Source organism: Corynebacterium choanae (assembly GCF_003813965.1).
Lineage (GTDB): Bacteria > Actinomycetota > Actinomycetes > Mycobacteriales > Mycobacteriaceae > Corynebacterium > Corynebacterium choanae.
In genome coordinates, this window is record NZ_CP033896.1 from 1794675 (window position 1) to 1820625 (window position 25951).

Annotated in this window: 19 protein-coding genes; 6 read left to right on the plus strand and 13 right to left on the minus strand. The window is 56.7% G+C overall.

The genetic code is table 11. The features are described 5' to 3' along the window. Positions 1-392 precede the first annotated feature (392 nt). A complete protein-coding gene (locus CCHOA_RS06490) occupies positions 393-1409 on the plus strand; it encodes an ABC transporter permease (RefSeq protein ID WP_123928432.1) in 1017 nt (338 codons plus the stop codon). 332 nt (positions 1410-1741) lie between these two features. Then, positions 1742-2422, plus strand: a complete 681-nt coding sequence (locus tag CCHOA_RS06495) for an ABC transporter ATP-binding protein (RefSeq protein ID WP_245992096.1) — start codon at positions 1742-1744, stop codon at positions 2420-2422. Between the two features lie 110 nt (positions 2423-2532). Here the strand turns inward: CCHOA_RS06495 and CCHOA_RS06500 are convergent, their stop codons facing one another. From CCHOA_RS06500 to mqo, 5 genes are all read right to left on the minus strand, one after another. Further along, a complete protein-coding gene (locus CCHOA_RS06500) occupies positions 2533-3945 on the minus strand; it encodes a cobyrinic acid a,c-diamide synthase CobB (protein WP_123928439.1) in 1413 nt (470 codons plus the stop codon). After that, complete coding sequence (gene cobO, locus CCHOA_RS06505) at positions 3939-4559, minus strand: cob(I)yrinic acid a,c-diamide adenosyltransferase (protein ID WP_123928442.1); 621 nt, start codon at positions 4557-4559, stop codon at positions 3939-3941. The genes CCHOA_RS06500 and cobO overlap by 7 nt, the downstream gene beginning before the upstream one ends. A 147-nt stretch (positions 4560-4706) precedes the next feature. Beyond that, positions 4707-5468, minus strand: a complete 762-nt coding sequence (locus CCHOA_RS06510) for a vWA domain-containing protein (protein WP_123930953.1) — start codon at positions 5466-5468, stop codon at positions 4707-4709. Next, positions 5446-6660 carry a magnesium chelatase ATPase subunit I gene (locus CCHOA_RS06515; protein ID WP_123928446.1) on the minus strand — a complete coding sequence of 405 codons (1215 nt, stop codon included), beginning with the start codon at positions 6658-6660 and terminating at the stop codon, positions 5446-5448. The genes CCHOA_RS06510 and CCHOA_RS06515 overlap by 23 nt, the downstream gene beginning before the upstream one ends. Before the next feature lie 242 nt (positions 6661-6902). Further along, positions 6903-8411 carry a malate dehydrogenase (quinone) gene (gene mqo / locus CCHOA_RS06520; RefSeq protein WP_123928449.1) on the minus strand — a complete coding sequence of 503 codons (1509 nt, stop codon included), beginning with the start codon at positions 8409-8411 and terminating at the stop codon, positions 6903-6905. An 809-nt stretch (positions 8412-9220) separates the two neighbouring features. Here mqo and CCHOA_RS06525 point away from each other — a divergent pair. Further along, positions 9221-10318: an alpha/beta hydrolase gene (locus CCHOA_RS06525; RefSeq protein ID WP_123928452.1), complete on the plus strand. Its 1098-nt coding sequence runs from the start codon at positions 9221-9223 to the stop codon at positions 10316-10318. 13 nt (positions 10319-10331) lie between these two features. On the opposite strand, the gene CCHOA_RS11050 is transcribed toward CCHOA_RS06525, so the two are convergent. Beyond that, the gene (locus tag CCHOA_RS11050) at positions 10332-10460 is read right to left on the minus strand and encodes a hypothetical protein (protein ID WP_281273257.1); all 129 of its coding nucleotides are present in this window, start codon (positions 10458-10460) and stop codon (positions 10332-10334) included. 254 nt (positions 10461-10714) lie between these two features. Between CCHOA_RS11050 and mtr the strand changes: the two genes are divergently transcribed. Together mtr and CCHOA_RS06535 are read left to right on the plus strand one after the other, a co-directional pair. Further along, complete coding sequence (gene mtr / locus CCHOA_RS06530; protein ID WP_123928455.1) at positions 10715-12115, plus strand: mycothione reductase; 1401 nt, start codon at positions 10715-10717, stop codon at positions 12113-12115. A gap of 208 nt (positions 12116-12323) precedes the next feature. Continuing rightward, on the plus strand, positions 12324-13721 hold the full coding sequence (locus tag CCHOA_RS06535; protein ID WP_123928457.1) for an MFS transporter: 1398 nt from the start codon (positions 12324-12326) through the stop codon (positions 13719-13721). Positions 13722-14179: 458 nt separating this feature from the next. Here the strand turns inward: CCHOA_RS06535 and CCHOA_RS06540 are convergent, their stop codons facing one another. From CCHOA_RS06540 to dxr, 7 genes are all read right to left on the minus strand, one after another. Further along, positions 14180-15220, minus strand: coding sequence for a hypothetical protein (locus tag CCHOA_RS06540; protein WP_123928460.1), 1041 nt, complete (start codon positions 15218-15220; stop codon positions 14180-14182). A gap of 486 nt (positions 15221-15706) precedes the next feature. Beyond that, the gene (locus tag CCHOA_RS06545) at positions 15707-17170 is read right to left on the minus strand and encodes a cobyric acid synthase (protein ID WP_123928463.1); all 1464 of its coding nucleotides are present in this window, start codon (positions 17168-17170) and stop codon (positions 15707-15709) included. Positions 17171-17209: 39 nt separating this feature from the next. Further along, positions 17210-18115, minus strand: a complete 906-nt coding sequence (map, locus tag CCHOA_RS06550; RefSeq protein WP_123928466.1) for a type I methionyl aminopeptidase — start codon at positions 18113-18115, stop codon at positions 17210-17212. Between the two features lie 256 nt (positions 18116-18371). Continuing rightward, a complete protein-coding gene (locus CCHOA_RS06555; RefSeq protein WP_164472411.1) occupies positions 18372-20189 on the minus strand; it encodes a penicillin-binding transpeptidase domain-containing protein in 1818 nt (605 codons plus the stop codon). Between the two features lie 342 nt (positions 20190-20531). Next, on the minus strand, positions 20532-21668 hold the full coding sequence (gene ispG / locus CCHOA_RS06560) for a flavodoxin-dependent (E)-4-hydroxy-3-methylbut-2-enyl-diphosphate synthase (protein ID WP_164472487.1): 1137 nt from the start codon (positions 21666-21668) through the stop codon (positions 20532-20534). A gap of 311 nt (positions 21669-21979) precedes the next feature. Next, a complete protein-coding gene (locus tag CCHOA_RS06565; protein ID WP_123928472.1) occupies positions 21980-23197 on the minus strand; it encodes a M50 family metallopeptidase in 1218 nt (405 codons plus the stop codon). A 320-nt stretch (positions 23198-23517) separates the two neighbouring features. Next, a complete protein-coding gene (gene dxr, locus CCHOA_RS06570) occupies positions 23518-24696 on the minus strand; it encodes a 1-deoxy-D-xylulose-5-phosphate reductoisomerase (RefSeq protein WP_123928475.1) in 1179 nt (392 codons plus the stop codon). Positions 24697-25341: 645 nt separating this feature from the next. Here dxr and CCHOA_RS06575 point away from each other — a divergent pair. Then, positions 25342-25788 (plus strand): DUF2631 domain-containing protein, encoded by a 447-nt coding sequence (locus CCHOA_RS06575; protein ID WP_123928478.1) that lies wholly within the window; start codon positions 25342-25344, stop codon positions 25786-25788. The last annotated feature ends 163 nt before the right edge of the window (positions 25789-25951 follow it).

Consider the following 25951-nt stretch of genomic DNA (forward strand, 5'->3'; position numbering starts at 1 on the left):
CTTTGGCACCACTAGCGACTCCGCCGGAAAACTGCCTGTGGCCAGGGTTGTTGCAGTGTTGTTGGGCTGTGGCGGGATGGTGTTGCGGGGCGGAGGAAGTTCCACCAAAAGTATTATTAGACATTTGCCTAATTGATGGTGTTGCATCACCGCTTTGGTCGCGGCTCAAGTTCAACCACTTCGACGATTTGACGAATATCTAACTTAGGCACAATGGAAGCATTCCCATTGTTCTGGCATGGGTGCACTGCCCCGCTGTGCATGCCCCTTTGGCTTGCGGTACGGGACACACACCACATGCACCATGACCACCACCCTGCCGCCGGGTGCCCAATCAATCCCGGGCTCTTGCGCTTCGCTGGTTGTCAATAAGAATCGAGTGTCACACCCCAATGTTTGTAGCTCTGCACGATCTGCGGCACGCCCGCGGCCGATTTGCGATTATCACGATCACTGTCGCCCTCATGGCGACATTAGTGTCATTTCTTTCCGGACTCACCGGAGGACTCACCCACCAAACCATCTCTGGACTGTCTGCCACTGATGCCGACACCATCATTGTGCAAGGCACCGAGGATCCTTCCATCGACCGATCTCATTTGGATGGGCTGACCACAGCCGCCCTGCTTGCCGACAATCCCACCGCCACTGCGGTCACCGTGAAACGCACCCAATTGCAGGGAACTGCTGTCAGCTTGCTGCAGCTCACCCCGGGTGCTGCTGCGGGATCAACTCTTGGCGATCTGCCAATTGTCGCACCAGGCAATATTGCACTATCCGCGCCGCTCCAACGCGATCTTGGCGTTGAGGTGGGCGACACCGTGACGGTGGGCAGCACCACCTATACCGTGGTGGACCCGCTCGCTGATTTGTGGCTCAACCATGCCCCAATTGCGGTGACTGCGGGAACCGAAGGCACAGATACAACACTGCTTGCCCTCGCCGCCGGTGTCACGCCCCAGCTGATCGACAACACCCAGCAGGTATCAGGTGGGGATATTCCGCTGTCCCTTGCCGCCTATGCGGCCGAACACACCTCGTTATCGATGATCAATCTCATGCTTGTACTCATCACTGGATTGATCACTGGCGCGTTTTTCGTCGTGTGGACCATGCAGCGTAGCCGCGATATTGCGGTGATGAAAGCCCTCGGTGCAACCACCGCAAGTATTTGCCGCGACGCACTTGGCCAAGCAGCAATCATCGTCTTGGTCGGCATTGCTGCTGGGGTATCAATCACCCTGGTCAGTGCAACCGCAATCGGTGACGGTCTGCCATTTGTTGTCACCACTTCCACCACGCTTTTGCCGGCAGGACTCATGCTGTTTTTAGGCTTAGCAGGTGCTGCAACCTCGCTGGTGCTCATAGGAAAAGCCCAACCACTGCAAGCCTTACAGCAAAACGCATAACCCATCCGCACCCGGTTTCTTTTTCACCGACAGCCCCGTGGCTATCGCGTTGCCGCAAGCCGCCTCCCAGTCATCCCGTGGAAATCCAATATCACAGATAAGTTGCCTGCTCACAGCTCACACAGTGTGCAGTAGGCGATGGTGGTGCGGCAGTGTTCACAACCGCACATGATCTGCCACAGGCCACCCCCGCATGATTCGGTGGCGGACAAATACCCCCCACACCCCGCGAATATCAACGGTCAACAATGCATACATTCAACCCACAACCAACAGCCACAACACGTACCCTGACCGAGCAACAGCCGGTATTGGATTGCCGCGAGGTGGTCGTGTCTTTCCCCGACGGTGCACATCGCATCACCCCAGTTAACCACGTGTCATTTCATGTTTATCCCGGTGAACTCGTCGCCCTCACCGGCCCTTCCGGATCCGGGAAATCGACCCTCCTGGCCACCATATCCACCCTCCTGCAACCAGACTCCGGCGACATTATGCTCAACGGTCAGTCTCTTGTGGGACTATCCCAGCGGCAGGCCGCACAAGTGCGCCGCAATCACCTTGGGATTGTTTTTCAACAACCGCAACTCATCGGCTCGCTCACTGCCCGAGAACAACTTGAACTCACCACCTATATGAGTCGCTGGTGGACACCCCGCCACACCCGCACCGCTGTCCGCCAACGCGCAGCAACATTATTAGAACGTCTTGATCTCACTCAAGCCGCCGACCGGTATCCGGCACAGCTTTCCGGCGGGCAACGGCAACGAGTTAATATTGCCCGGGCGCTGATGGGCAATCCTGAACTTCTCATCGTCGATGAACCAACCAGTGCCCTTGATTCGACTCGTGCCGCTGAAGTTATGACGATGCTGCTCGATATTGTTGCTGAGGAACATCTCGGTTGCGTGCTTGTCACCCACGATATGGCAGCAGCAGCCCGGGCGGATCGGGAGTTCGTCATGCGCGATGGCACACTGCACGACGCGCAACTTCTTGCCCCAGTGAGCTAAGCAACCGCACGATGAGGTTGCAATCCTTGGCAAAGCCTCTCGCTGTTGCGAAACCAGAAAGGAGCCGCGAAAAACTCCTGGTCAATCCTAGAGTTTCTTCCCTGCGACGGCTAGGCCAAGGTGGCTACCAACTGCCGCCACTGGTCGACCATTGCTGCCGGATGCAAATGAAGATAACTAGCCATCACCTTGCCGCGCACAAATCCTTCCCGCATTGGCACATCATCGTTATCACGCCACCCCCACATCGGTGACCATTGCTCCTCTGGGGTGGATACCAGTTTGGTGTGATGGAATTCGTGCCCACACACCCGCATCCCTTCCGCAGTAAGCGGCGAAGGTGTCAATGCTGTCGCCTGCCGATAGCCAAGTGTTAATCGGGCTCCCATCACCGCATCGGTTGGAACCACATCAAGCATGCGATGGCTGTCAAGGCTGCGACCAAGCCACAACAATCCGGCGCATTCCCCATACACCACCCCGCCGTCGGCAATCAGCCGGTGGATATCGCGCCGCACATCATCCCGCGCCGCCAATGTTTCCGCGTACAATTCCGGAAAACCACCGGGAATCACCAGTGCAGACGCCTCAGGCAGTGGATCATGCAGTGGATCAAATAGCACTGTGGTCGCCCCGAATGCTGCCAACAACTCAAGATGCTCGGTGTAGAGAAAACTGAACGCAGGACCTGCGGCAACAGCTACCGTAGGACCATCCGGGTGCGCTGCTGCATCCCCCGGAATAGGTGCGTTGCCGCGCAATAAATCATGCGCCCGCGCAACCCCCACCAACGGCGCAAACGGGGTAGTATTCACCGTCGGAGGTTGGGCGAGAGCAATCAGTGCGGAAACATCCACATGGGTCCGCACATGATCAGCCATCGCAGCGATCGCCGCCTCCGCTGTTTGCCCCTGTTCCACAGCAGTAACCAATCCCAAATGCCGGGAAGGCAGTTCGATCGCGGGAAAACTCGGCACCGCCCCAACTACCGGCACACCAACTGCCTGCACTGCCTGGGTGAGCATTGCTTCATGTTTAGCGCTAGCAAGCCGGTTGAAAATCACCCCAGCTACCCGCACTTGCGGATGGGCAGTAGCAAACCCGCGTACTAGCGCACCAATGGACTGTGCTGTTCCTCGGGTATCGACTACCAGCACCACCGGCAAACCGAGCTGCCGGGCGACGTCGGCCGTCGACCCTTCCGGACACAGCACATCCCCATGTGGGTCAAAACGGCCATCAAACAGCCCCATAACCCCTTCAACCACTGCAATATCAGCATCCTCCGCGCCGGTGTGGTACAGGCTACGCACCGTATCAGCACCACCAAGCAGGAACGGATCCAAATTACGGCTGGCACGACCGGCCGCCAACAAATGGTAGCCGGGATCAATATAGTCCGGACCGACTTTAAAAGGCGCCACCGTCATCTGCTCGGACAACACCCGCAGCAAACCTGTGCTGATCGTGGTTTTTCCCGACCCCGACTTCGGGGCAGCAAGCACAAAACCGGGGGCTACCATTCGATACCTTTTTGACCTTTGCGACCCTGGTCGAAAGGATGCTTGATCTTTTCCATCCGCGTCACCAAATCAGCAACTTCGATAAGTTTCTCATCAGCGTTACGCCCGGTAATCACCACATGCTGCCGCCCGGGACGATTCGCCAGCGTTTCCACCACATCGTCCACATCAATCCAGCCCCAGGTCACCGGATAGGTGAACTCGTCTAGCAGATAAAAATCGTGAGTTTCCGCCGCTAAACGCTGCTTGACTTCCTGCCAGCCAGCCTGCGCTTTCGCAGCATGATCGTCTTCGGCGCCTTCCTTCCACGTCCACGACCAGCCAGCCCCCATTTTGTGCCATTCCACTGCCCCACCGATCCCCTCAGTTTCGTGCAGTTGCTGAAACAGTCCGAACACATCCTCCTCGCCGGAATGCCACTTCTTCGACTTCACAAATTGGAACACTGCGATGTCCATCCCTGATTTCCAGGCGCGCATCGCCATACCCATTGCAGCAGTAGTTTTACCCTTGCCTTCCCCCGTGTGCACCGCAGTAATTGGCAATCGCCGCCGCTGCCGAGTGGTCATCCCAGCCAGCTCTGCACTTGTGGACACCACATTTCCTTCTGCCATTGACGGCTCCTTCCACGTTCTTCTTCTTGTAACTTTTCTGCTAGCGCAAACAGCAAACTAGCCGCTATTTTCACACCCGAATGTTGCTTACACGGCAGTGGCCACATTCCACCCGCCAATGGATCGCGCAGCAACATACGGTGGCTGTTACAGCGTAGCAATGACTCCAGTCACCGCATCCGCATGCAGCTCGGTGACATGAACACATGCTGCCTGCAAGTGTTTTGCCAGCTCTTTTGCTAACCCGAGTTTGATCCGGCGCCCCTGTTCACAGTCAATAACGATGGAACCAACACGGCCCGAACGGGCAATTCGGGACGCCGCAGTTCGCACCCCACCTTGTCCTGTCGGCGAAGTATCCCGCCCATCGGACAACACCACTAAAAGCGGCCGCCGGGAAGGATCTTTACGCAGTTCCCGCGCCATCAGCTCATCGGCCATTATCAGCGCCGCACCCAATGGGGTGCGTCCACCCGTAGGGGTGCCTTCTAGCCGTTGCAGTGCTGTCATCGTCGACCGTGTCGGCGGCAACACCAACTCAGGTGCACTTCCCCGGGCGGTGATCACAGCCACTTTGTCGCGGCGCTGGTAGGCGTCTGTAAGCAGTGACACCACCGATCCGGTGACCGCTTGGAGGCGATCCTTACCCACCATTGAACCTGAGGTATCCACCACAAACACGATGAGATTGGCCTGTTTGCCAAGTTTTACCGCACCTCGAACATCGGCGGGTCGAAAATCAATCATCCCATCGATCAGCGAAGCACCCCGGTCAACAGCCGCCATCACCGTTCCAACGAGATGCACCCCTGGACTGTGCTGATCAGGTCGAATAGCAACACCTTGGCGGGCGTATCCTTTCGATCGCCGTCCACCGGTCCCAAACTCACCTATTCCGGCGCGGCGCATCAGCCGCGGCACGAAAGGGCGCACCGGTCACGGCGTGACCCGACGCCTTCCCGGGCTGCTCAGCATCGTCACTTGCCGGGGACGGACTCGTCGACAACGACTCATCCGCTGGTGAAGAAGATTGTTCCCGCGAACCGCCTGGCGCATCGTCGCTGCCAGCGTCATCATCTGGTTGTTCCGGCGAATCCTGTTCGGTTGGGTTTTGCGTTTCCGGAGTCTCATCTTCCACCTCCGGATGCTCATCAGCGGCGTTCGCCAATTCTTCAGCCAGCTGTTGCTCATCCAAGCCTGGCTCATCAAATGGGGTACGCCGCCGGCGATGCGGCAACGCCAGTCGTGCGGCCACATGGATATCTTCATCCTCAACCTGCTGCCGGCCGGCAAGTGCTGCATGTGCCACCGCGGCGCGGGCAATGACCAAATCTGCTCGCATCCCGTCAACATCGAACGCCGCACACACATGCGCAATACGAGCTAGATGCGCTGCAGACAACACCACCGAATCTACCCGTTCACGGGCAGCTGTAAGCTGCTGAGCAAGCCCCGCATCGGCCTCCGCGAAACGCGCCGCAAACCCTGCCGGATCAGCTTCAAATGCCAGCCGGCGACGCATAATCTCTGTGCGAACATTCACATCCCGGGAAGCCACCACATCAACAGCTAAGCCAAACCGGTCAAGCAGCTGGGGACGCAGCTCTCCTTCTTCCGGATTCATCGTGCCAACAAGCACAAAATTCGTGTCAGTGGTGTGAGAGATGCTATCCCGCTCAATGGTTACCTGTCCTGTCGCAGCAGCATCCAGTAGCGCATCAACGAGATGGTCGGCTAGCAGATTCACCTCATCCACATACAAAATACCGCCATCAGCCTGCGCCAACAGACCTGGCTTATATTCTGCCCGTCCAGTAGTAAGCACCGTCTCCATATCTAGCGATCCAACTACCCGATCCTCAGTTGCCCCCAACGGCAACTGCACGAGCGGAGCATCACCAAGCAGGGCGGCAAACCCGCGGACAGCAGTTGTTTTTGCGGTACCCTTCTCACCCCGAATCACCACCCCTCCGATCCGCGGATTAATCGCAGTAAGCATGAGCGCTAACCGCAAATCATCCTGGCCCACCACCGCGGAAAACGGGTAGGCAGCCACACGCTTCGAACCGGAAAGATGATCCTGGGTCACAGTCAATTCCATCCTTTGTCAAACATCCATGTTTGGATTGCCATCAGTGCAGCCCACTTTAGCGCTGCAGACAGCTGATAGGCCACCACATACATAACGTCCCGCCGGTGCTGATCGATACCGATCACGCAACCTGCGGGACGAAAACCACTGGTTATCCGACTCACCCGTGTGCAACTGCGGCACTAGCGTTTCGCGTCAGGGCTGTGAGCCGTGAACCCGAGCTGGTCAGGCCTGCTGTCTCAATTGTTCGACTATTTGCTCTTATCTGTGAGCTGCAAAATAGTTTGGGTGCGATCCCACTGTTCGTGGAAAAGATCGGGGCGGGTCGCCAGCTTGATGCCGTAGGACGGCACCATTTCCTTGATCTTTTCGCCCCACTCCACCATGTGATCACCGAAGCAACGCTCCAGCAATTCCAGCATGACAGCCGGCGCAATCGAAGCACCAGGGGAAGCACCCAAAATACCAGCGATCGAGCCAACCGAGTTATTGATCAACGCGGTGCCAAACTCCAGCGAACCGAAGCGCGGGCCAACCACCGGCTTAATCACCTGAACACGCTGACCTGCGGTAACAAGCTCCCAATCCTCGGAGCGCGCAGATGGCATATATTCGCGCAGCGACTCCATGCGTGCTTCCTGGTCTTTCAGCAACTCTTCGATGAGATACTTGGTCAATCCCATCTCTTGAATGCCGACGCTGAGCAGCGACATCACGTTGGTTGGACGCAGCGACTTGATGAGATCGAAGTAGGAGCCTTGTTTGAGGAACTTTGGTGTCCAGCCAGCATAGGGGCCAAACAACAGGCCAGTCTTGCCGTCGATCACCCGGGTATCGAGGTGCGGCACGCTCATCGGCGGTGCGCCGACCGACGCTTTACCGTAGACCTTCGCATTGTGTTGCTCGATGAGTTCCTCATTGGTGCAACGCAGCCACTGTCCAGATACTGGGAAGCCACCGAAGCCACGGATCTCGGGAATACCCGCCTTCTGCAGCAGTGGCAGCGCCATACCGCCAGCACCAACGAAGACGAAGTTCGCCTTGATAACCTTCGTGTCCCCTGTGTGGACGTTTTTCGCTTCAACCTTCCACTGATCACCGAAGTGGGAGATATTGGTAACTTCGTGGCCGTAGCGAATTTCTGCTCCGTGCGACTTTGCAACCGCCAGGAACTGTTTCGTCAACGCCCCATAGTTAATGTCGGTACCAGCATCGGTCCACGAGATCGCAACCGGATTGGCGTCAAAGTCGCGTCCCTTCGCCATCAATGGAAGGAAGTTCGCAAATTCGTCGCGGTCATCAGTGAACTTCATATCCGGGAACAGCGGATGATTGTGTAGCGCCTCGAAACGCTTCCGCAGATAGGCAATCTGGTCTGCACCTTGTGCAAACGACACGTGCGGAACTGGACGGATAAAGTCCCGGGGATCCTCAAGCAGATTATTTTCAATGAGGTACGCCCAGAATTGCCGGGAGATTTGGAACTTCTCGTTGACAGCCAGCGCTTTGCTGGTCTGGATCTTGCCATTCACCTCGGGGGTGTAGTTGAGCTCACACAATGCTGAGTGGCCGGTGCCTGCGTTGTTCCACGGCGAAGAAGACTCCTCCGCGGGACCATCGAGGCGCTCGAGCACCATTTGGGTCCAGTCAGGTTCCAACTGCTTGAGCATCGAACCGAGGGTGGCAGACATAATGCCCGCACCGATCAGCAGGACATCTACTTCATCGGTGATTTGGGCGGCGGCTTTTGAATCAGTCACGACAGGAACACATCTACTTTCTGCAATATCACGTACCACGACCAGCACCACATCCAGCGAGTTTTTTCTCTTTGCACGCAACTACGGATGATTGCCATGTGCCGCAAAGAGGCAAAACCCATCCCAGCGCTACAGCACGGGATGAGGATCACGGTGCTACCGCGTTCCATTCACCGGGAGCCGGAGCGGACACAGCCGAGCGAGCGTCCCAGTGAAGTCGGTATGGCACTTCCACCCCCGTGGGGGGAGGCTGTGTGGTCACTTTTTGTCTTTCGACATTGTACTCCCCACATTCTTCCCTGGTGCGATATCCGAGCAAGGAAACAAAATACCCTCAACTTTTTACCCCGATAGCCATGGTTACGGCGCACCATTCACCAGCTATCGTCCCATAATCCCAGTTCACCGATACCTACCCTCGCTCCGCCATTGAGGATGGTCACAAGTTCCCGCCTGCTGTGACAATGTGCACGTTCGACATCACATCATTCCAAAATGTGCGCTCAAATCAGGAGCGACACCAGTGTCGCTACCTGCACAAATACACCTAACCGGAGGATGAACTCCCACATAGACGCTGGTCAAAACCCGCTACCCCTACGTCCGCCGCCGCCCGCGGCACACACAATGTCCGTTTATCGCCGTTTCCCCTCCCTCCACCCCACCCATTTAGGGGAGGTCGCCGATGTGGTGAAGTACCGCTGTTCAAGCTGAACAATCCCCTGAACTCTTAGCTACCATCGCCGGTCGCACACTCGCTCTCATAACAACTAGCAGCGCGCTCCCCATGCTCGACTAGGGTGAAGACTATGCCTTCAGTGACTGATTCCATTCCTGCAGCAAGCCGCCAACCTGAACAACCCTTGCACTGGCGAAAGGATCACCTGGTTGACGATTTTGCCGCCGCCACTATTGAACTAGGTGCCGACCCCTACGGGGAAGGAACGGTATGTGCCACCCTGGTTGCTTATCGCCCGGACGGTTTCACCGAAACATTCACACCCCGGCACGACACCGCTTTGCTGTATGTCCACGGGCTCAGCGACTATTTTTTCCATCGTCACGTCGCAGAGGCATTCGACGCACACGGCATCGACCTCATTGGAATCGACTTACGCAAATGCGGCCGCTCCCATCGACACGGGCAACAACTCCACCACTGCCGGTCGCTTACTGACTATTTCCCAGAGCTCAATTTCACGCTTGATGTATTGCGCACTCACTATCAGCGGGTGCATATTGGAGCGCATTCCACCGGAGGAATCATCGTCGCCGAATGGGTGGATGTTCTCCGTCGCGCCACCGAATCCGGCGATACCCAAGCAGCACAGCGGTATCACGCCATTGACTTAATCGTGATGAATAGCCCCTGGCTTGACCTTATGGTGCCCTCATTGTTGCGTGAACCAGCAAAGCGCCTTGCTCGCCAGTTGTCGCGTTATGTGCCCAACAGACTTATGCAAGGCAAAAACCTCGGCACCTACGGCACCTCTTTGCACCGCTCCGCGCAAGGTGAATGGGACTACGACCTTCAGCTCAAGCCCATAAACGGGGTGCCGTTAACATGGGGTTGGCTACAAAGTGTGCTAAATGGGCAACGACGCCTCCACCGTGGGCTCATCGACACCGGTAAACGCACCCTGGTGATGTGCTCAGCAATCTCACGGTTGGGGAAACCCTATTCCCGCGATTCTCATACCGCCGACGTGGTCCTTGACGTCCAGCAAATTCAGCATTGGGCACCTTCGCTGTCTTCCAAGCAGGTAGATATTGCTGTGATACCCGGCGGCAAACACGATCTATTTTTATCCCTCCAACAGCCCCGCACCCATGCGATCGAGCAATGTTTGACATGGATCGACAAGCATCAAGCGACTTCCCCATCGCCAAACCCGACAACAAAATAGCGCTATTTACTACCTACACTGTTACCTTCTCCGAAGCGGCGTCGGTGAACTGCTGCGCCGCTTGCCTGGAGTTTACCTGCAACAACACCGCCAACAGTTCGATGTCGGAATATTGCGCTACGGCAACGTAGTTGAATCCCACGAATACCGTTTCTAGCTACGGCCCAGCATGGCTTGCATTGAGGCTTCCGCACTCATACAGCCCGGATTTTCCGGAAGTGTTGCCAGCAGTCACGTCCCACGGTAGTGCAGTACTCCTCACGCGCTGGGACTGCTGTTGTTGCTGAGGACGATTGACACAGAGCAGCGCATGCCACCGGGTGCATCGTTCAACTGCAACCTTGCTCTGAATACTTTTCCCCCACCTTCATCGCTATATATAGGAAACACACCACCATGACGCAACCGCAGCATTTCGATCTCATCATTCTTGGTACCGGTTCTGGCAATTCCATTCCAGGACCGGACTTTGACGATAAATCCATTGCCATTGTGGAAAAAGGACGCTTTGGTGGAACCTGCCTGAACGTGGGATGCATTCCTACGAAAATGCTGGTGAAAGCAGCAGATGCGGCGGTGGCTGTGCGGGAAGCATCGCAACTTGGGGTGCATGCCTCCGTTGACTCAATCGACTGGCCAAGTATCCAACAACGTATTTTTGGCGACCGGATCGATCCCATCGCGCAAAGTGGTGAGGCGTATCGTCGCGGTGATGAAACACCGAATATCACAGTCTTCGGAGGAACTGGCCGCTTCACCGGCACCAAGGAAGTCACCGTAAGCTTCGATGATGGTCGCGACGATGCGGTTATTACTGCAGAGACGATTGTGATCGCCACTGGTGCTCACCCGCAGATCTTAGATGTAATCGCTGATTCTGGAGTTCCGTACGAAACCAACGAGACAGTGATGCGCATGCCTGAACTGCCGCAGAGCATGATCGTGCTTGGCGGTGGTTTTATTGCCTGCGAATTTGCCCACGTGTTTTCCGGGCTGGGAGTTGAGGTCACTGTCATTAACCGTTCTGAGCGGCTGCTAAAGAAGCTGGATCGTGACATTTCGGATGCGTTCACCAGCATTGCGCAACGCCAGTGGAACACAAAGTTGGGGCGTACGGTTGATGCAGCCAAAGTGCTCGACAACGGTGAAGTCGAATTGCGTCTTGATGACGGCTCAACAGTGCAGGCCGAAACACTGTTGGTCGCTACCGGTCGCACCCCTAACGGGGCAAACCTTGACCCGGAGCAGGCGGGTATCGCTACCGACGGACCGCGAATTGTGGTCGACGAATTTGGTCGTACCTCCGCCGACGGGGTGTGGGCGTTGGGTGATGTGAGTTCCCCGTATCAGCTCAAACATGTCGCAAACGCGGAAACCCGAGCTGTGGTGCATAATCTCCGGCATCCCGACGACCTCCAGCCGATGCCCCATGATGCGGTGCCAGCTGCCGTTTTCACCCATCCGGAAATTGCTTGGGTGGGCATGACTGAACAGCAAGCCGTTGAGGCTGGTTACGACACGACTGTCTTCACTCAACAAGTTGGTGACGTTGCCTACGGTTGGGCGTTGGAAGATAGCACTGGCATGGTGAAGCTTATCGCCGACCGAAACACCGGCAAGCTGCTCGGCGCGCACATTCTAGGCCCCCAAGCTTCGACCCTCATCCATGAGCTCATTATCGCTATGGCGCATGGTCTCGATATGCGCACCTTCGCCAGGGATTCCTATTGGGTGCATCCGGCGCTTAGCGAAGTTGTGGAAAATGCGGTGCTTGGCTTGGACTTTGCTGAAGCCTAATCCCTAGTACTGGGTCGGCGTCGGCAACTCGGAGGACAGAGCCAACCAGCAGGTTGCCCGGTTGGTGGCTATAGCGGTAAAGAGCGTGATAGCGCAGCATTGCGTATCGTGTTGTGGATTGCCCTTGGCCCTTAGCGGGTTGTTCGCCTGTGTAGGGATCAGACAGTGAAGTTTCTTCTTCACGCTGACCGCGATACGCTTCACTATTGTGACTGCTGAATCGTCGGCTTCCGCGACAAAAAACACCGAAGGAAAAAACACCGAAGGAATCTTTGCGGCACGCTATCGCAGGCTGACGTTTGGGCTGTATATGGCCATTGTGGCCAGCGCCTTCGATCAGACGGCGATTACCGCGATTATGCCTACTATCGCCGCGGATTTTGGGGATGCTTCCCGGTTTGGGGCAGCCTTTGTGCTGCCGATGAGTTGTTCTGTTGTGGCGATGGTTGCCGCCGGGATGCTGTCGGATATGCGCGGCGCGGCGATAGTAGTGAAATTCGGCCTTGTAGTCTTGGGTCTTGGACTGGGTTTAAGTATTATCGCCTGGTCAATGCCCATATTTCTGCTTTCACGGGCGTTGCAAGGCTTCGGTATCGGATTGCTAATCGTCGCCGTGTATGCCGCTATTGCCCAGGCGTATCCGGTGCGGCTGCGAACTGCGGTGTTTGCCGGTTTTTCCGCCGCGTTTTTGGTGCCATCGCTAGTAGGACCGCTGTTTGCTGGCATTATTACCAGTATTTGGTCTTGGCATGCGGTGTTTGCGGTTACTGCTGGAATTGTTGGTGTGGCATTTATCTTCCTGCATCAGCCGCTGCGGGAGTTACCGACAGCGCAGCGCGGGTGGCCACGAGGTGCAAAACCGCAGCTTTTTGCCGGTTTAGTTATTGCAGTCACCCTTGCTGGCCTGTCGGCTGTTCCTGATCTTGAAACCTGGCAGGCGATCGGTGCCACAGTGGTTGGTGCGATTGTGGTGGGCTATGCGCTGCGGCCACTCGTTCCGGCCGGTTTTTATCGCGGATCTACAGTGATTGCTCGGTTGGTTGCCACTCGCGGGGCTGCGGATATGCTCATTGCCGCCGAAATCTATTTGCCGTTGCTTCTGGCGCAACGCGACGGATACGGACCAACCCTCACCGGTGTCGGGTTGTCTGTTTCTGGGGTGACCTGGTTTTTAGGATCGACCCTGCAAGCCCGGCTGGCGGATCGCGTGTCGTTTACCAGGTCGTTGAACCTGCTGCAGCTGTCCCTCATCGTCGGTTTAACGATGATTGTTGGGGGTCTTGCGATGGGGCTTCATGCCGCGGTGTTGATTAGCGGCTGGGGTGTGATGAGTTTAGGTATCGGGTTTGTCTATCCACGACTGTCCAGTATGCCGCTGGAATTGTGCGATCCGCGCGATACTGGGGCTACTGGTTCTGCACTGCAGGTCACCGGGCAAACCTCGATAGCTGTGATGACTGCCCTGTGTGCCATTGTGCTTTCACTGGGTCAAACGTTTGCGGTGCACTATGCCTTCATGCTGGTGTACGGATTATTTGTGGTAATTCCGCTGCCGCTCATTTGGCTTTTGTGGCGTAATCCACCAAAGCTGCACCAACCTGTATAACTCACGGTTGTATCCCTGTGCCAGGGTGGGGGATGGTGAAACGACTGTTGTCACGCGCCCGCCCGCGGCGGTGTTGGCTTGTGTGGCACAGTATCCCGGCTGTGTTTGGCAGATGATATGCGAACATCTTGTGGTCACCTGTGGTGTTTCGCAGGTATCACTGCACTAGTGCCCTTTGAGCAGTGGAAAGTCATCCTTGGTGGGTCATTGACTCCGGCGGTCACGGATTTTCTGCTACCAAGAACCCGACTAGCAAAACCATTTGCATCCTTGCACTAGCAGCGGCGCGCAGCGGTGAAGATGCAGTGCTGAACACTAGGCTGTTGTGCGGCTGCCAAGCCGATCTGATCAATGACAAAAAGCGGTGACTCCAAACTGCAGGGAGTCACCGCTTGTCGTGAGTTTACGCCGTAAGAAAAGGGTGTTGTATTCTTTTCAGTTTTCCAGCGTAGCGATGATTAGGCGCGTGCCTGAACCTGTGGCTTGCGGCCAACACGGGCACCGGATACACCACCGGCAACAGCGGCAGCCAGTGCCAGCAGCAGCCCGAAGAAGCCCCACAGGGAGTACTTCGCAGCAGCATCGGTAGCGTCATCGGTTGCCTGCAGGGCATCGTCGACGGCCTGTTCAGCCTGTACAGAAAGCTCATCGATCTGCTCGGAGGCGTTATCGAGACCCTGCTTGATTTCGCGAACTGACTTCTCATAGGCGTCGGCCGCATTGTCAGCTGCCTGACGTGCCTCTTCCGGAGTCATGTCGGTGTTCTTCTGCAGGGAAGCAGCAACCGCGTCGCGGTCAACACTGTCGGCAAGATCGTTGGCACGATTCTGCAGTTTTTCACCAGTGTTCTTCAAGATCTCTTCAGCGTTTTGCGGATTGGTTGCCAGCTGCTTGGCGGCGTCAGCAACATCATCCTTGGCAGCATCAAGCTGATCCTGCAGGTAAGCAGGCTGCAGTTTCGGATCGTCGGTATCTTTCAGGATCTGCTTGACGTCAGCAGTAGCCTGATCGGTATCAATATTGCTCAAGCTGTCGGCAGCCTTATCGGTGCCAATGCTAATGAGATCGCCTGCGCCACCGGCAACAGTAGAAACACCCTTGCCAGCCACGTTCGCCACGGAACCGAGGATTGAACCAGCGGTGTTCACTGCGGCGACGGTACCCCAGGACAGGGCGACAACAAGTACCAGCACGCTAGTTGCCCAGGTGATGAACCCGTGTACGAAGCCAACCCGGCCGCTGGTGAGACCGGCTACGAAGCCGGCAATACCGAACGAGACGAGGAAGTTGATAATCGTCCAGATGATGATGCCGATGCCGGCACCGTTGGTGACATCATCTGATGCCGGGCTTAACAAACCGAGCCCGATGGCATTGCCGATCAGCGACAAGGTGAGGAATACCGAGACAAAGCTCACCACACCGGCAAAGATCGCACCCCACGAGAGGTTTGCGCCAGCTTCTTCATCGCGCAGATAAGAATAAAATTTAGTTGCCATAAAAGCAGTCCTTTCTCAATGAACTAACCCTCAGCATGGGTGCAAGGGTCGTCACACACCACGCAAAGGGGGTATTCATGCTATCAATAGGGGGCAAACTATCGAAAAATATCGCTGCATTCTTAAGGTTTTTGTGGTTAATGTTGTGATCAATTCGCGAAAGTGAAAGATGTCACACAAGCATGGGGTTGTAGCAACCAACCCGCCATCCCCGCCCTAAAACCGAACCCCTCACCCCCACCCTGCCGAATGTGAAACGACCGCGTGCAACACTGTTGGCAATCCCCTATTGCCGAGGTTGGCGACCGTTGCAAATCCAAAGTGCGCGGCTTCGCCCCTGGTGTAGTGCAGGTGTCACATTCGCAGCATCGATGAGACAACGGTGACGCCCCACACCATTTCCCAAAACAGCCTCTGGAAGTGACGAGACTGCGACAAACATTAGCTTCTAGGCCACTGCGTGGCGTCCACCGATCCACCGCATGGCTACGGGCGCGGATATTCGGTGATCATTGCGATTAGCGCATCAAGGTTCAATGCTGCTTCCAACGTGTCGGCGATAATATCAAGTTGGGCCTCACGGGCCGCAGCAAAACTCGTGTTATCAGCAACAATAAAGGAGTCCTGCTTTCCACAGCAGGCCGCAATGGTCGCTAAGAATGATCGCCGAAATTCGTCATCTTCGCACAGGCCGTGCAAATGGGTTCCAAAACTTGCCCCGGTAACCGCACCGTGGGTGCCAAAAGGCCACGGCGTTTCGGTGTTATTCACCTCCCGGCCATGATGGATCTCGTAGGCACCAGATTCATAGCGTTGCAGTATTTTTTCTTCGCCAAATTCGATATCACAGGCGAACACCCCAAGACCCTCGACAGCAGTAGCAACACCGGCCTCGACCGGATCGATGATGCTACGGCACAGCATCTGAAAGCCGCCACAAATCCCTAACACTGGAAGCTGCTGCTCGGCGCGATAAACAATTGCTTCATCAAGTTTACGTTCCCGCAGCCAGCGAAGATCAGCCACTGTGGCTTTCGAACCAGGAAGCACCAACAGATCGGCTTGCCGGACACTTGCCGGATCATCAACCCACCGCACCCGCACCCCAGGTTCCACAGCAAGTGCTTCGACATCGGTGGCATTAGAGATCCGGGGCAGGCGAATTGCTGCAATATCGAGCATTGCTGAGCCAAGTGGCGGTAAACCAGGGCCGATCGTGTTGCCAAGTTGGGATTGCAGCGAATCCTCGGCGTCAATCCACAGCCCAGGAATATAGGGCACAACCCCCAGGGTGGGGATACTTAAGCGTTGCGTTAACGTATCAAGCCCCGGTTGCAGAATCGTTGCATCACCGCGAAATTTATTGACGATAAACCCGGCAATATGTGCAGCGTCAGCAGGATCAACAATGGTGGCGGTGCCATAAAAATGGGCGAGCACCCCACCACGGTCAATATCGCCCACGAGCAGCACCGGCATGGCACCTGCGGCGTCGAGCAGGCCAAAGTTCGCCACATCGGTTTCCCGCAGATTAATCTCGGCAGGTGAGCCAGCCCCTTCCACAATGACCACATCGAAGCGGGCTTCCAGGTCACGCAGCGCTTGCCCGGCAAGCTGCCGCAGGTGGGATCGATGATGAATATAACTGCGGGCACTCACCTGACCGGCAGCGATGCCCTGCACCACAAGCTGACTTTGCCGGTCTGATCCGGGTTTCAACAGGATCGGGTTGAATTCGACGGACGGTTCAAGCCCGCAGGCAGCAGCCTGCAATGCTTGCGCCCGGCCGATTTCGCCGCCGGCAGGGCACACCGCTGAGTTGTTGGACATGTTTTGTGCTTTAAACGGGGCAACCCGTATGCCCCGGCGGGTGAATGCCCGACACAAGCCGGCAACAATCACCGATTTTCCCGCATCTGATGTTGTCCCTGCGACAAGAACTGCTGTCATCGTCCATCTGCCTTGCTCAAAGTTGGTGCTGCTGCTGGCTTAGCCGGTGATGCGACGATCATGGTCGAAGGTGTCGATTTCGGGATCTGCCAGGGTAAGGATTTCGTTTCCTGTTTCGGTGATCACAATGGTGTGTTCGAATTGGGCGGTGAATTGCCGATCGCTGTTTTGAATCGTCCAGCCATCATCCCATGTCTCATAGGCAAGATCACCAAGGTTAATCATCGGCTCAATGGTGAGGGTCATCCCGGGGGTGAGCACATCGCGATAGGCCATCGAATCATAATGGAGCACCACGAGACCATTGTGGAAGGTAGGGCCGACACCGTGCCCGGTGAAGTCGGTGACAACCTGATAGCCGAAACGGTGCGCATAGCTTTCAATAACCCGGCCAATAACGTTGATTTCACGGCCTGGTTTGGCAGCTTTGATGCCGCGCAGCGTCGCTTTATGGGTTCGTTCGACCAGTAGCCGGTGTTCTTCGCTGACATCTCCGGCAAGGAATGTGCGATTGCAGTCACCGTGCACCCCACCGTGGAAGGCGGTCACATCGATGTTGACGATGTCGCCATCTTCGATAACTGTGGTGTCAGGGATGCCGTGGCACACAATTTCGTTGAGCGAGACACAACACGATTTCGGGAAACCCCGATAGCCCAACGTTGACGGGTAGGCGCCGTGGTCGCAAAGATATTCGTGCACAATCTGGTCAAGCGCATCAGTGGTTATCCCGGGTGCGACTGCTTTACCGGCAATGGCCAGCGCATTAGCGGCTAACCGGCTGGCTTCCCGCATGGCGGCAATGGTTTCTGCGGACTGCACATAGGGTTCGCCGCACGCCTCTTGGACAGTGTCTTTCCACACATATTCCGGTCGAGTAATCGACTTCGGAACTTTCCGAATTGGGGTGGGTTTGCCAGGGGTGAGGGGCCGTGATGCAGACATAACCGATGATTCTAGCTCATTGTTTGCCGCGGGTTCGCAGACCTAAATCACCGCCGCACGATCTTGGTACCCGCGTGCAACAACAGGTTTGAAGCAGCCATCCTGTAAGCCCTGGCTTCTCGTTATCTCAGGGGGCATTGCCCAGGGTGCTAGACCCCTGATCCGGGATTGCTTTCGCAACAGATTGTGACGAAACCTTACCCGCCGCGGTAAGCGGCGGGCATCGTCTGCCGCTGTTGTATTCCACGGTTTACTGCTATCCCAATCCTTGTTCGTCAAGGGCGCGAAGGAAATGGTCGGTGACAGCCACCGCCGATTCACTGCCGCCCCCGAGAACGATCAGTGTGGCGAAGGCGATATCGCCCCGATAGCCGGCAAACCAAGCATGCGAACCTCCCGCAATTTCAGCTTCCCCTGTTTTGCCGTAGACATCACCAGCAGCACGCATGCCGCGGGCAGTACCCTGCTGGGTAACGGCAAGCATCATCTGCTGCAGTTGGGCGATCGCTTCCGGGGCAGGGGCTGGTGGGGCCGGGTCGGTGGCGGAATGATCCCCGGCGATGAGATACGGTTCCGGGGTGGCACCGTGTGCGGCGGTTGCAGCAACTAACGCCATCCCAAACGGGCTGGCAAGATCTTTGCCTTGACCAAATCCGGCTTCGGTACGATCAACGAGTTCCTCCCCTTCCGGTACTTGGCCGGTCACTGTGTCAAGCCCTTGAATGTGATAGTCACGACCCAGCCCGAATTGGGCTGCCACGCTTTTCAGCTCACCGGGGGCTAGGCGAGCAGAGATGTCGGCAAAGGTGGTGTTACACGATGAGGCAAACGCTCGCAGCAGCGGCACCGATCCAAGGGAAAACGCATTGTAGTTGGTGACAATGCGATGCCCAATGTCCATGGTTCCGGGGCACGGCACAATACTGCCAGGAGTGACGCCTTGTCGCTCCATACCTGCGGTGGCGGTGATGATCTTAAACGTCGATCCGGGTGGATATTGCCCCATGAGGGCAACAGGCCCATCTTCGTCGGCGCGGCCAGTTTGGGCGACAGCCAGGATTGCCCCGGTGGAAGGCCGGATCACCACCATCATGGTTTTCATTTCTTGCCGCAAATCAACTGCAGCTTGCGCCGCCTGCTGCATGCGCGGATCCAGGGAGATTGCAATGGCAGGCGCCGGTGAAGGATCGTTGCGGGTCAGGGTGTCGATCACTGCACCATGTTCGTTAACACTGGCAACCAGCCACCCTCGCTCCCCTTCCACATCGGTGGCAACCGCCTGTTTCACCCGTCCAATAATTTCCGGGGCGAAGTTGGGATCGGTGGCCACAAGGTCAGCTTCTTCATTTACCACCACCCCTTGCACACCGGCTAAGGCTTGGGCAACCTGCTTGCCTGGTGCTTCCCCCAGCACCGCCACCGAATATGGCCCATTGACGGCTTTTGCCGCAATACTTAACTCCCGCGGATCAACCGGCGGTACAGCAGCATCCCCGTGGTTTGCTCGGGCTTGCTCAAATGCGGCTGCGATCTCTGCGGCTGCCAGCGCCGGATTGGGGGTGATCTGTGCATTAAGCAAAATCCGGTAGACCATGCCCGGGTTCAGCACCGCACGGCCATCGGCCGCAACAACGGAGGCACGTTTAGCCGGCAGTCCGCGCAGTTCAAGATGCTGCCCGGCACCGAGTTGGGGATGAACCACTGACGGTTTGATCCGCACCTGCCACTGTTTGGCAGTTTGGGTCATGAGTGCCTGCGTGTCATAGCTGAAGTGCCGATCACCGGGAAGAGCCCAGTCGATAGTAAACCGTGCAGTCACCTGCTGTCCTTCACCGGTGATATCCGCTAGCTGCATGGACAGCGACTCTGCCTGTAAGCCCTGAGCTGAGGCCTGAAATAGCGACTCGGTTGCTTGCGGATCATCGGTGAAAGCACCGGCGGCCGAAAAATCCTCAGCAGAAAGCGCCGCTGCAAAATCTTCGGCGACCGGATCGGGCTGCGGAGGTTTCGGTGTGCAGGCAACTCCCGCCACCAAACACAGCACCACCATCAGCGCGGAAACGACACGTTGCATAACCGGCAACTGTACCGCCTGTATGCACCCAAGAGCGTTTCCCACTCCGCGGCAGACAAAGCGGGATCAGCCAAGGTACCTCACCGCACCTCGACCGATTCCCGTGCCTGCCCGGTTACCGAAGAAACACTGGCAACGAAGTAACCCTGAAAAAGTAGTTCCCCTGAAAAAAAGTAACCCTGGTACATCAGTGCGTGAGACCAGGGAATCACCACAGTGTTGCAAACCCAACTTTTGCTGCTGTTGCTGATTGCCAACTGTCCGCAGTGGCGACACTGCGCACAAACGATCGCGGCCGCTGCGCACAGCACCTGGCTGCGCGCAGCGGCATGGGACAAGCTGTTAGCGAGTCACTTTCACTTCCGGTGCACCGGTTGCTTCCACATCGCCCATCTCTTCGGCAAGCCGCATCGCTTCCTCAATGAGCGTTTCGACAATCTTCGATTCCGGGACAGTTTTAATCACTTCACCCTTGACGAAGATTTGGCCTTTACCGTTGCCGGATGCCACACCCAGGTCGGCGTCACGTGCCTCACCAGGACCGTTCACCACACAACCCATCACCGCAACTCGCAGCGGCACTTCCATGCCTTCCAGCGCAGCAGTGACTTCTTCCGCGAGGGTGTAGACATCAACCTGAGCACGGCCACACGACGGGCAGGAAACAATCTCTAACTTGCGGGGACGCAGATTCATCGACTGCAGAATCATGTCGCCGACTTTGATTTCTTCCACCGGCGGAGCAGACAGCGAGACCCGGATCGTATCGCCAATACCCTCAGCCAACAGGGCACCAAATGCCACCGACGACTTGATTGTGCCTTGGAAGGCCGGACCTGCCTCAGTCACACCAAGGTGCAGCGGATAGTCGCAGGCTTCCGCCAGCTGACGATAGGCCTCCACCATGGTCACTGGATCATGGTGTTTCACCGAAATCTTGATGTCCCCAAAGCCGTGATCCTCAAACAAACTGGCTTCCCACAGCGCGGATTCGACCAGCGCCTCCGGAGTGGCTTTGCCATATTTGTCCATGATCCGCTGATCGAGCGAACCGGCGTTCACCCCGATACGGATCGGAATACCGGCGTCCCGGGCAGCGTGGGCAACTTCTTTGACGCGACCGTCGAATTCTTTAATGTTGCCAGGATTCACCCGCACCGCGGCACAGCCGGCATCAATTGCAGCAAAAATATATTTCGGCTGGAAGTGAATATCAGCAATCACCGGAATCGGTGATTTTTTCGCAATAATCGGCAACGCTTCCGCGTCGATCGGTTTCGGGCACGCCACCCGCACAATATCGCAGCCAGTAGCGGTCAGCTGCGCAATCTGCTGAAGGGTGGCGTTAATATCGTGGGTTTTCGTGGTGGTCATCGACTGCACCGAGATCGGGTGATCGCTGCCCACCCCCACTTTGCCAACCATAAAATTCCTGGTCTTGCGCCGGGGCGCCAACACCGGCGGCGGGGTGGGGGGCATTCCTAAACCAATGGGGGTGCTCACAGTGACTGTCACACTTTCACGTTGAAAAAACTAGAAACCAATACTTTACAAAAATGAGAACAACGCTACGTGTCGCAACACGCACCGGCTGATGGATCTTCTTCCGGGATGCTTCCACCCTCTGCCAGCCCGCAGACGGCGAATGCTGATGGGGTTTACGGCGGATGATCACACCATGCGTCTTCAACCCTAGCGGGCGATGCACAATTTCGCCCATTACCGTACTTGCTGCCTTGGCAAATCACTTCGAGCAGTACTCATCGTCACTGCGGTGCGTGTCGAAACTGTTACAGCACGGATATGGGGTTGACAATGTCGGCAACAATAATGACCACACCAACCACAACCAGTAGTGCTGAAACACCGACAATGATCGGCACGATCGGCCCGTAGTGCACCGGACCGAGTGGAGCTAACCCGCGCAGCCGACGAATCCGGTCACGAATCACTTCGTAGCAGACAATAGCCACATGGCCGCCGTCGAGCGGTGGTACCGGAAGCACGTTAAATAATGCGAGGAAAAAGTTGAGCGACGCGAGCATGAGCAAAAACGCGGACCAATGAGAACCTGCGGCAAGCTCCCCGCCGATCCGGGTCGCCCCAACGACCGACATCGGCGATTCCGCATCCCGGTCACCGCCAAAGACAGACTGCACCACTCCAGGTATTGCCAGCGGGAATTTCGCCAACCCGTACGCGGTTTGCTGCAGCATAAACCCGCTGAATTCTACAGCGGCGGGCACAGCCGACACGGCGGAATATTCCCGCCACACAGCAGGGGTCGTACCGCGCACCCCGATTGCACCGACGGTCGTCGGCACCAGTTCGCCTGCCTCGTTCGGCACCAGTCGGGTAACTGATTCCACCGGCACATCCAGCAACAGTTCACGGCCGTCACGCTCCACTGTCAACGTGGCAACCTGTGCGGGACGTTGCCGCAGCAGTGCAGCCACTTCACCAAAGGAACGTGTCGTTTCGCCGTCGACAGCGGCAATAATATCGCCCGGCAACACTCCTGCTGTGGCAGCAGGACCTGTCCCTGTGCAATCACTGAAACGCTCCGCATCATACTGCTGTTCCGGTACACAACTGGTGGACTCTACGACGGCTCGTACGTCGGCTTTCGGGTCAGGCAAGCCAGCACCGACAGCGACGACATAGAGCACTGTCACCCCGATGAGAATATTCATCGCGATACCACCCAGTAGTGTCGCGATGCGGCGCAGCGCTGATTTCCGCACCATCGCATACGGTGCTTCTTCTGGGGTGAGTTCATCCAGGGAAGTCATCCCGGCGATGTCGCAAAATCCACCAAACGGGAGTGCTTTGATGCCATAGGTGGTGTGTCCGCGTTGCACACTCCACAGAGTGGGGCCGAAACCGATAAAGAATCGGCGCACCCGCATGCCGGACAGCCGCGCGATGAGATAATGCCCGAATTCGTGCAGTGCAATAGTCAGTGCAATACCGACTGCAAACAGCACAGCTCCTGTTGCAAAACCCACGAATAGCCCAACCCTTCCTTGAAAAAACACTTCACCGACGGCAAAGTGTGTGTCGCGAAACTACCACACCGCCACCGGCCAGCGGCGAAACGGTGCATCCGCACCACATTTGCACTGGCCAGTGCAGCAGGCAACCACCGGGGAACGACGCCGGCACAGTGCTGCGCTTCCACCCCTTCCGGGTTTCCTTGTCGCAGTGCTGGCAGCATTCAATTTTTTTGGCAGCTCACAGGTAGCGACTGCGACAGTGGCGAAATACCATGCGGTAGTGCACGCAGTAAACGTTTGCCCGCCCGGCGTTGAGCCCGACGAGCAGTGTGCTAGCGCACCCAACTATCCATTACCTGGTGTGCCTGCCGCCGGGCGGCCTGCTCCACGGTGAGCACATCATCAATAGTGGTCGGGGTGACTTCCGCAAAGTCGGGGCGTGCATCAAACACGGCAGCAATAGTATCGACAATCTGTGGGAAAGCGATGTCACCGGCGACAAATCTCGCCACAGCTTCCTCATTGACGGCGTTATACACCGACGGGTAGCTGCGCCCGGCGTCACTGGCGAAGGCGGCCAGCTGCACCGCTGGGAAGTTGTCATTATCAACCGGCGCAAAATCCCACTGACTTGCTTGCAGAAAATCCAATGCCGGCTGCACGTTCGTGAACCGCTCCTCCAATCCGAGCGCGTAGGCGATCGGTAATTTCATCGAAGGAGGGCTGGCCTGAGCGATAGTGGCGCCATCGACGAACGTCACCATCGAGTGCACAATTGACTGCGGATGAACCACCACATCGATAGCTGCAGCAGGCATGTCAAACAATAACGTCGCTTCGATAAGCTCTAGCCCTTTATTCACCAACGTCGCCGAATTCAGGGTGTTCATCTGCCCCATCGACCAGGTTGGGTGAGCAAGCGCCTGCGCTGGGGTAACATCCATCATCTCCGCGCGTGTTTTGCCCCGGAACGGTCCGCCGGAGGCGGTCAGCACCAACCGACTCACCTCCTCGCGACGCCCCGATCGGAGACATTGCGCCATTGCTGAATGTTCCGAATCAACCGGCACAATCTGTCCTGGGGCGGCCAAATCGAGCACCAGCTGTGAGCCGGTAACCAGTGATTCTTTGTTGGCTAACGCTAATTTCGCACCAATCTCCAACGCCGCACAGGTGGCGTGAATCCCGGTCGCCCCTACAAGCGCGTTGAGCACAATATCCGGGTTCTCTGCTTGCCGCACCAGTTGCTCAGCCGCCTGGGACCCACCGATCACCGTTCCGCCAAGTGCCTCACCAACCTGCTGGGCGACCTGCTCATTTGCGCAAGCAACCTGATGTGGTTGCAAACCAAACTGGCGTGCCTGAGCAATGAACAATTCTGGTTGCCCACCACCGGCGGCGATACCTATCAGCTCGAAGCGATCTGCATGCTGCGCGATGACTTCGAGAGCTTGAGTACCGATTGATCCTGTCGATCCAAGGACAATGACGCTGCGTTTGCTCGATTCCATGTGTGCCATTGTTTCATGGTCGCAGCTGCAGCGTCACCATTGAAGGTGGGAGCCTGTGGCGATAGCCCAAAAGTGGAGTTACACAAGCCACGCTCACACAGCCGACAACCGTTCGGTATCCAAAATCTCCGATTGCGCGCACCATGCTGTTCGGTTCTTATGGGGAATATAACAGCGCTTACTGCCCCAATCCGGCAAACACTGTCCTTGTGCGCCCCACCCCGGCACACACCCTAGCAATGACAGACGGTGCGTCCCCTTCCCCATTCCCCACCCCCGCATGGGGTAGTCTCTGCGCACTGACAACGGGAGCGAATATTGAGATACGTCACATCAGTAGTCTTTTTTCGTGTTTAACACCGGCAAAGATCAACCCGTTACGAAGAAAGTATGAAAAGATAGCAGGTAAGTATCGCATCGCCGCACACCCCTAATGATTCAATTGGGGTATCGACGATGCGAACAATCATGCGGGAACAGTGTCACGCATTGCCCTGTTCGTTTCGCGAAAAGCAACCTCGGACTGGGATGCTTGTGACCGTCTTCCGCCAATATCCAACGACTACGTGCCGGAATAACTCCGCCGAGCCGCACTGATTGCGGCTGTGATCGGATGACCGCGCAACTCTAGCAAGGAGCAATGACGTGGGTTCCCACAGCATCGACGCCGAAGTTTACAACGATGTCTCCACCGCCGAAGAGCCCTCGGCCGCGTGGGGCTGGCACCGAATTGGTAAGCGGCGCACCGTCACCGCCGCAGTTCTCAGCGCTATTTTCCTGCTGCTGATGAACTTTGGTAACCACCATGGTCATGTGGAAACCATCTATCTGGTAGTGATTGCAGTCGCCATCCTGCTCATGGCAGGCCTTTGGGTGAAGCATCCGCACTTCAAGCAAAAGACCACGGTTACCGCACACAACCGTCCAGTTGGCCACATTGAACCCGATTGGGCACACGATCAGCTGACCTTGACCGGAAAGTATGCGGATCTTAACGATGCACAGCTGCGTAGCCTCAACATTGATCCGGCGACCGTACACCGTCCAATCGATCCGGTTGCTGCACCTACCCAGCGGGTAATCGTCAAGTAGAGCCAATACAAGGCATCGCACCCTAAGCCAACGGCTTGCCCGTTACCGCAGGGCGCTATCCCACCACCCACCGACATTGCTGTTGTCGCAACAGCAAGCCTTGTCGGTGGGTTTTTTTATGTCGGCAACATCTCTGCAAGCAAGCATCCCCGGGAAACTCTCA

What these genes read in the sequence shown, in the direction of transcription:
- CCHOA_RS06540 (WP_123928460.1), bottom strand. Translation starts at nt 15,220, where the DNA reads ATGGCAACTAAATTTTATTCTTATCTGCGCGATGAAGAAGCTGGCGCA.
- CCHOA_RS06510 (WP_123930953.1), bottom strand. Translation starts at nt 5,468, where the DNA reads ATGCGCCGCGCCGGAATAGGTGAGTTTGGGACCGGTGGACGGCGATCG.
- CCHOA_RS06545 (WP_123928463.1), bottom strand. Translation starts at nt 17,170, where the DNA reads ATGACAGCAGTTCTTGTCGCAGGGACAACATCAGATGCGGGAAAATCG.
- map (WP_123928466.1), bottom strand. Translation starts at nt 18,115, where the DNA reads ATGTCTGCATCACGGCCCCTCACCCCTGGCAAACCCACCCCAATTCGG.
- ispG (WP_164472487.1), bottom strand. Translation starts at nt 21,668, where the DNA reads ATGCCCCCCACCCCGCCGCCGGTGTTGGCGCCCCGGCGCAAGACCAGG.
- mtr (WP_123928455.1), top strand. Translation starts at nt 10,715, where the DNA reads ATGACGCAACCGCAGCATTTCGATCTCATCATTCTTGGTACCGGTTCT.
- dxr (WP_123928475.1), bottom strand. Translation starts at nt 24,696, where the DNA reads ATGGAATCGAGCAAACGCAGCGTCATTGTCCTTGGATCGACAGGATCA.
- cobO (WP_123928442.1), bottom strand. Translation starts at nt 4,559, where the DNA reads ATGGCAGAAGGAAATGTGGTGTCCACAAGTGCAGAGCTGGCTGGGATG.
- CCHOA_RS06490 (WP_123928432.1), top strand. Translation starts at nt 393, where the DNA reads ATGTTTGTAGCTCTGCACGATCTGCGGCACGCCCGCGGCCGATTTGCG.
- CCHOA_RS06515 (WP_123928446.1), bottom strand. Translation starts at nt 6,660, where the DNA reads ATGGAATTGACTGTGACCCAGGATCATCTTTCCGGTTCGAAGCGTGTG.
- CCHOA_RS06525 (WP_123928452.1), top strand. Translation starts at nt 9,221, where the DNA reads ATGCCTTCAGTGACTGATTCCATTCCTGCAGCAAGCCGCCAACCTGAA.
- CCHOA_RS06500 (WP_123928439.1), bottom strand. Translation starts at nt 3,945, where the DNA reads ATGGTAGCCCCCGGTTTTGTGCTTGCTGCCCCGAAGTCGGGGTCGGGA.
- CCHOA_RS06555 (WP_164472411.1), bottom strand. Translation starts at nt 20,189, where the DNA reads ATGCAACGTGTCGTTTCCGCGCTGATGGTGGTGCTGTGTTTGGTGGCG.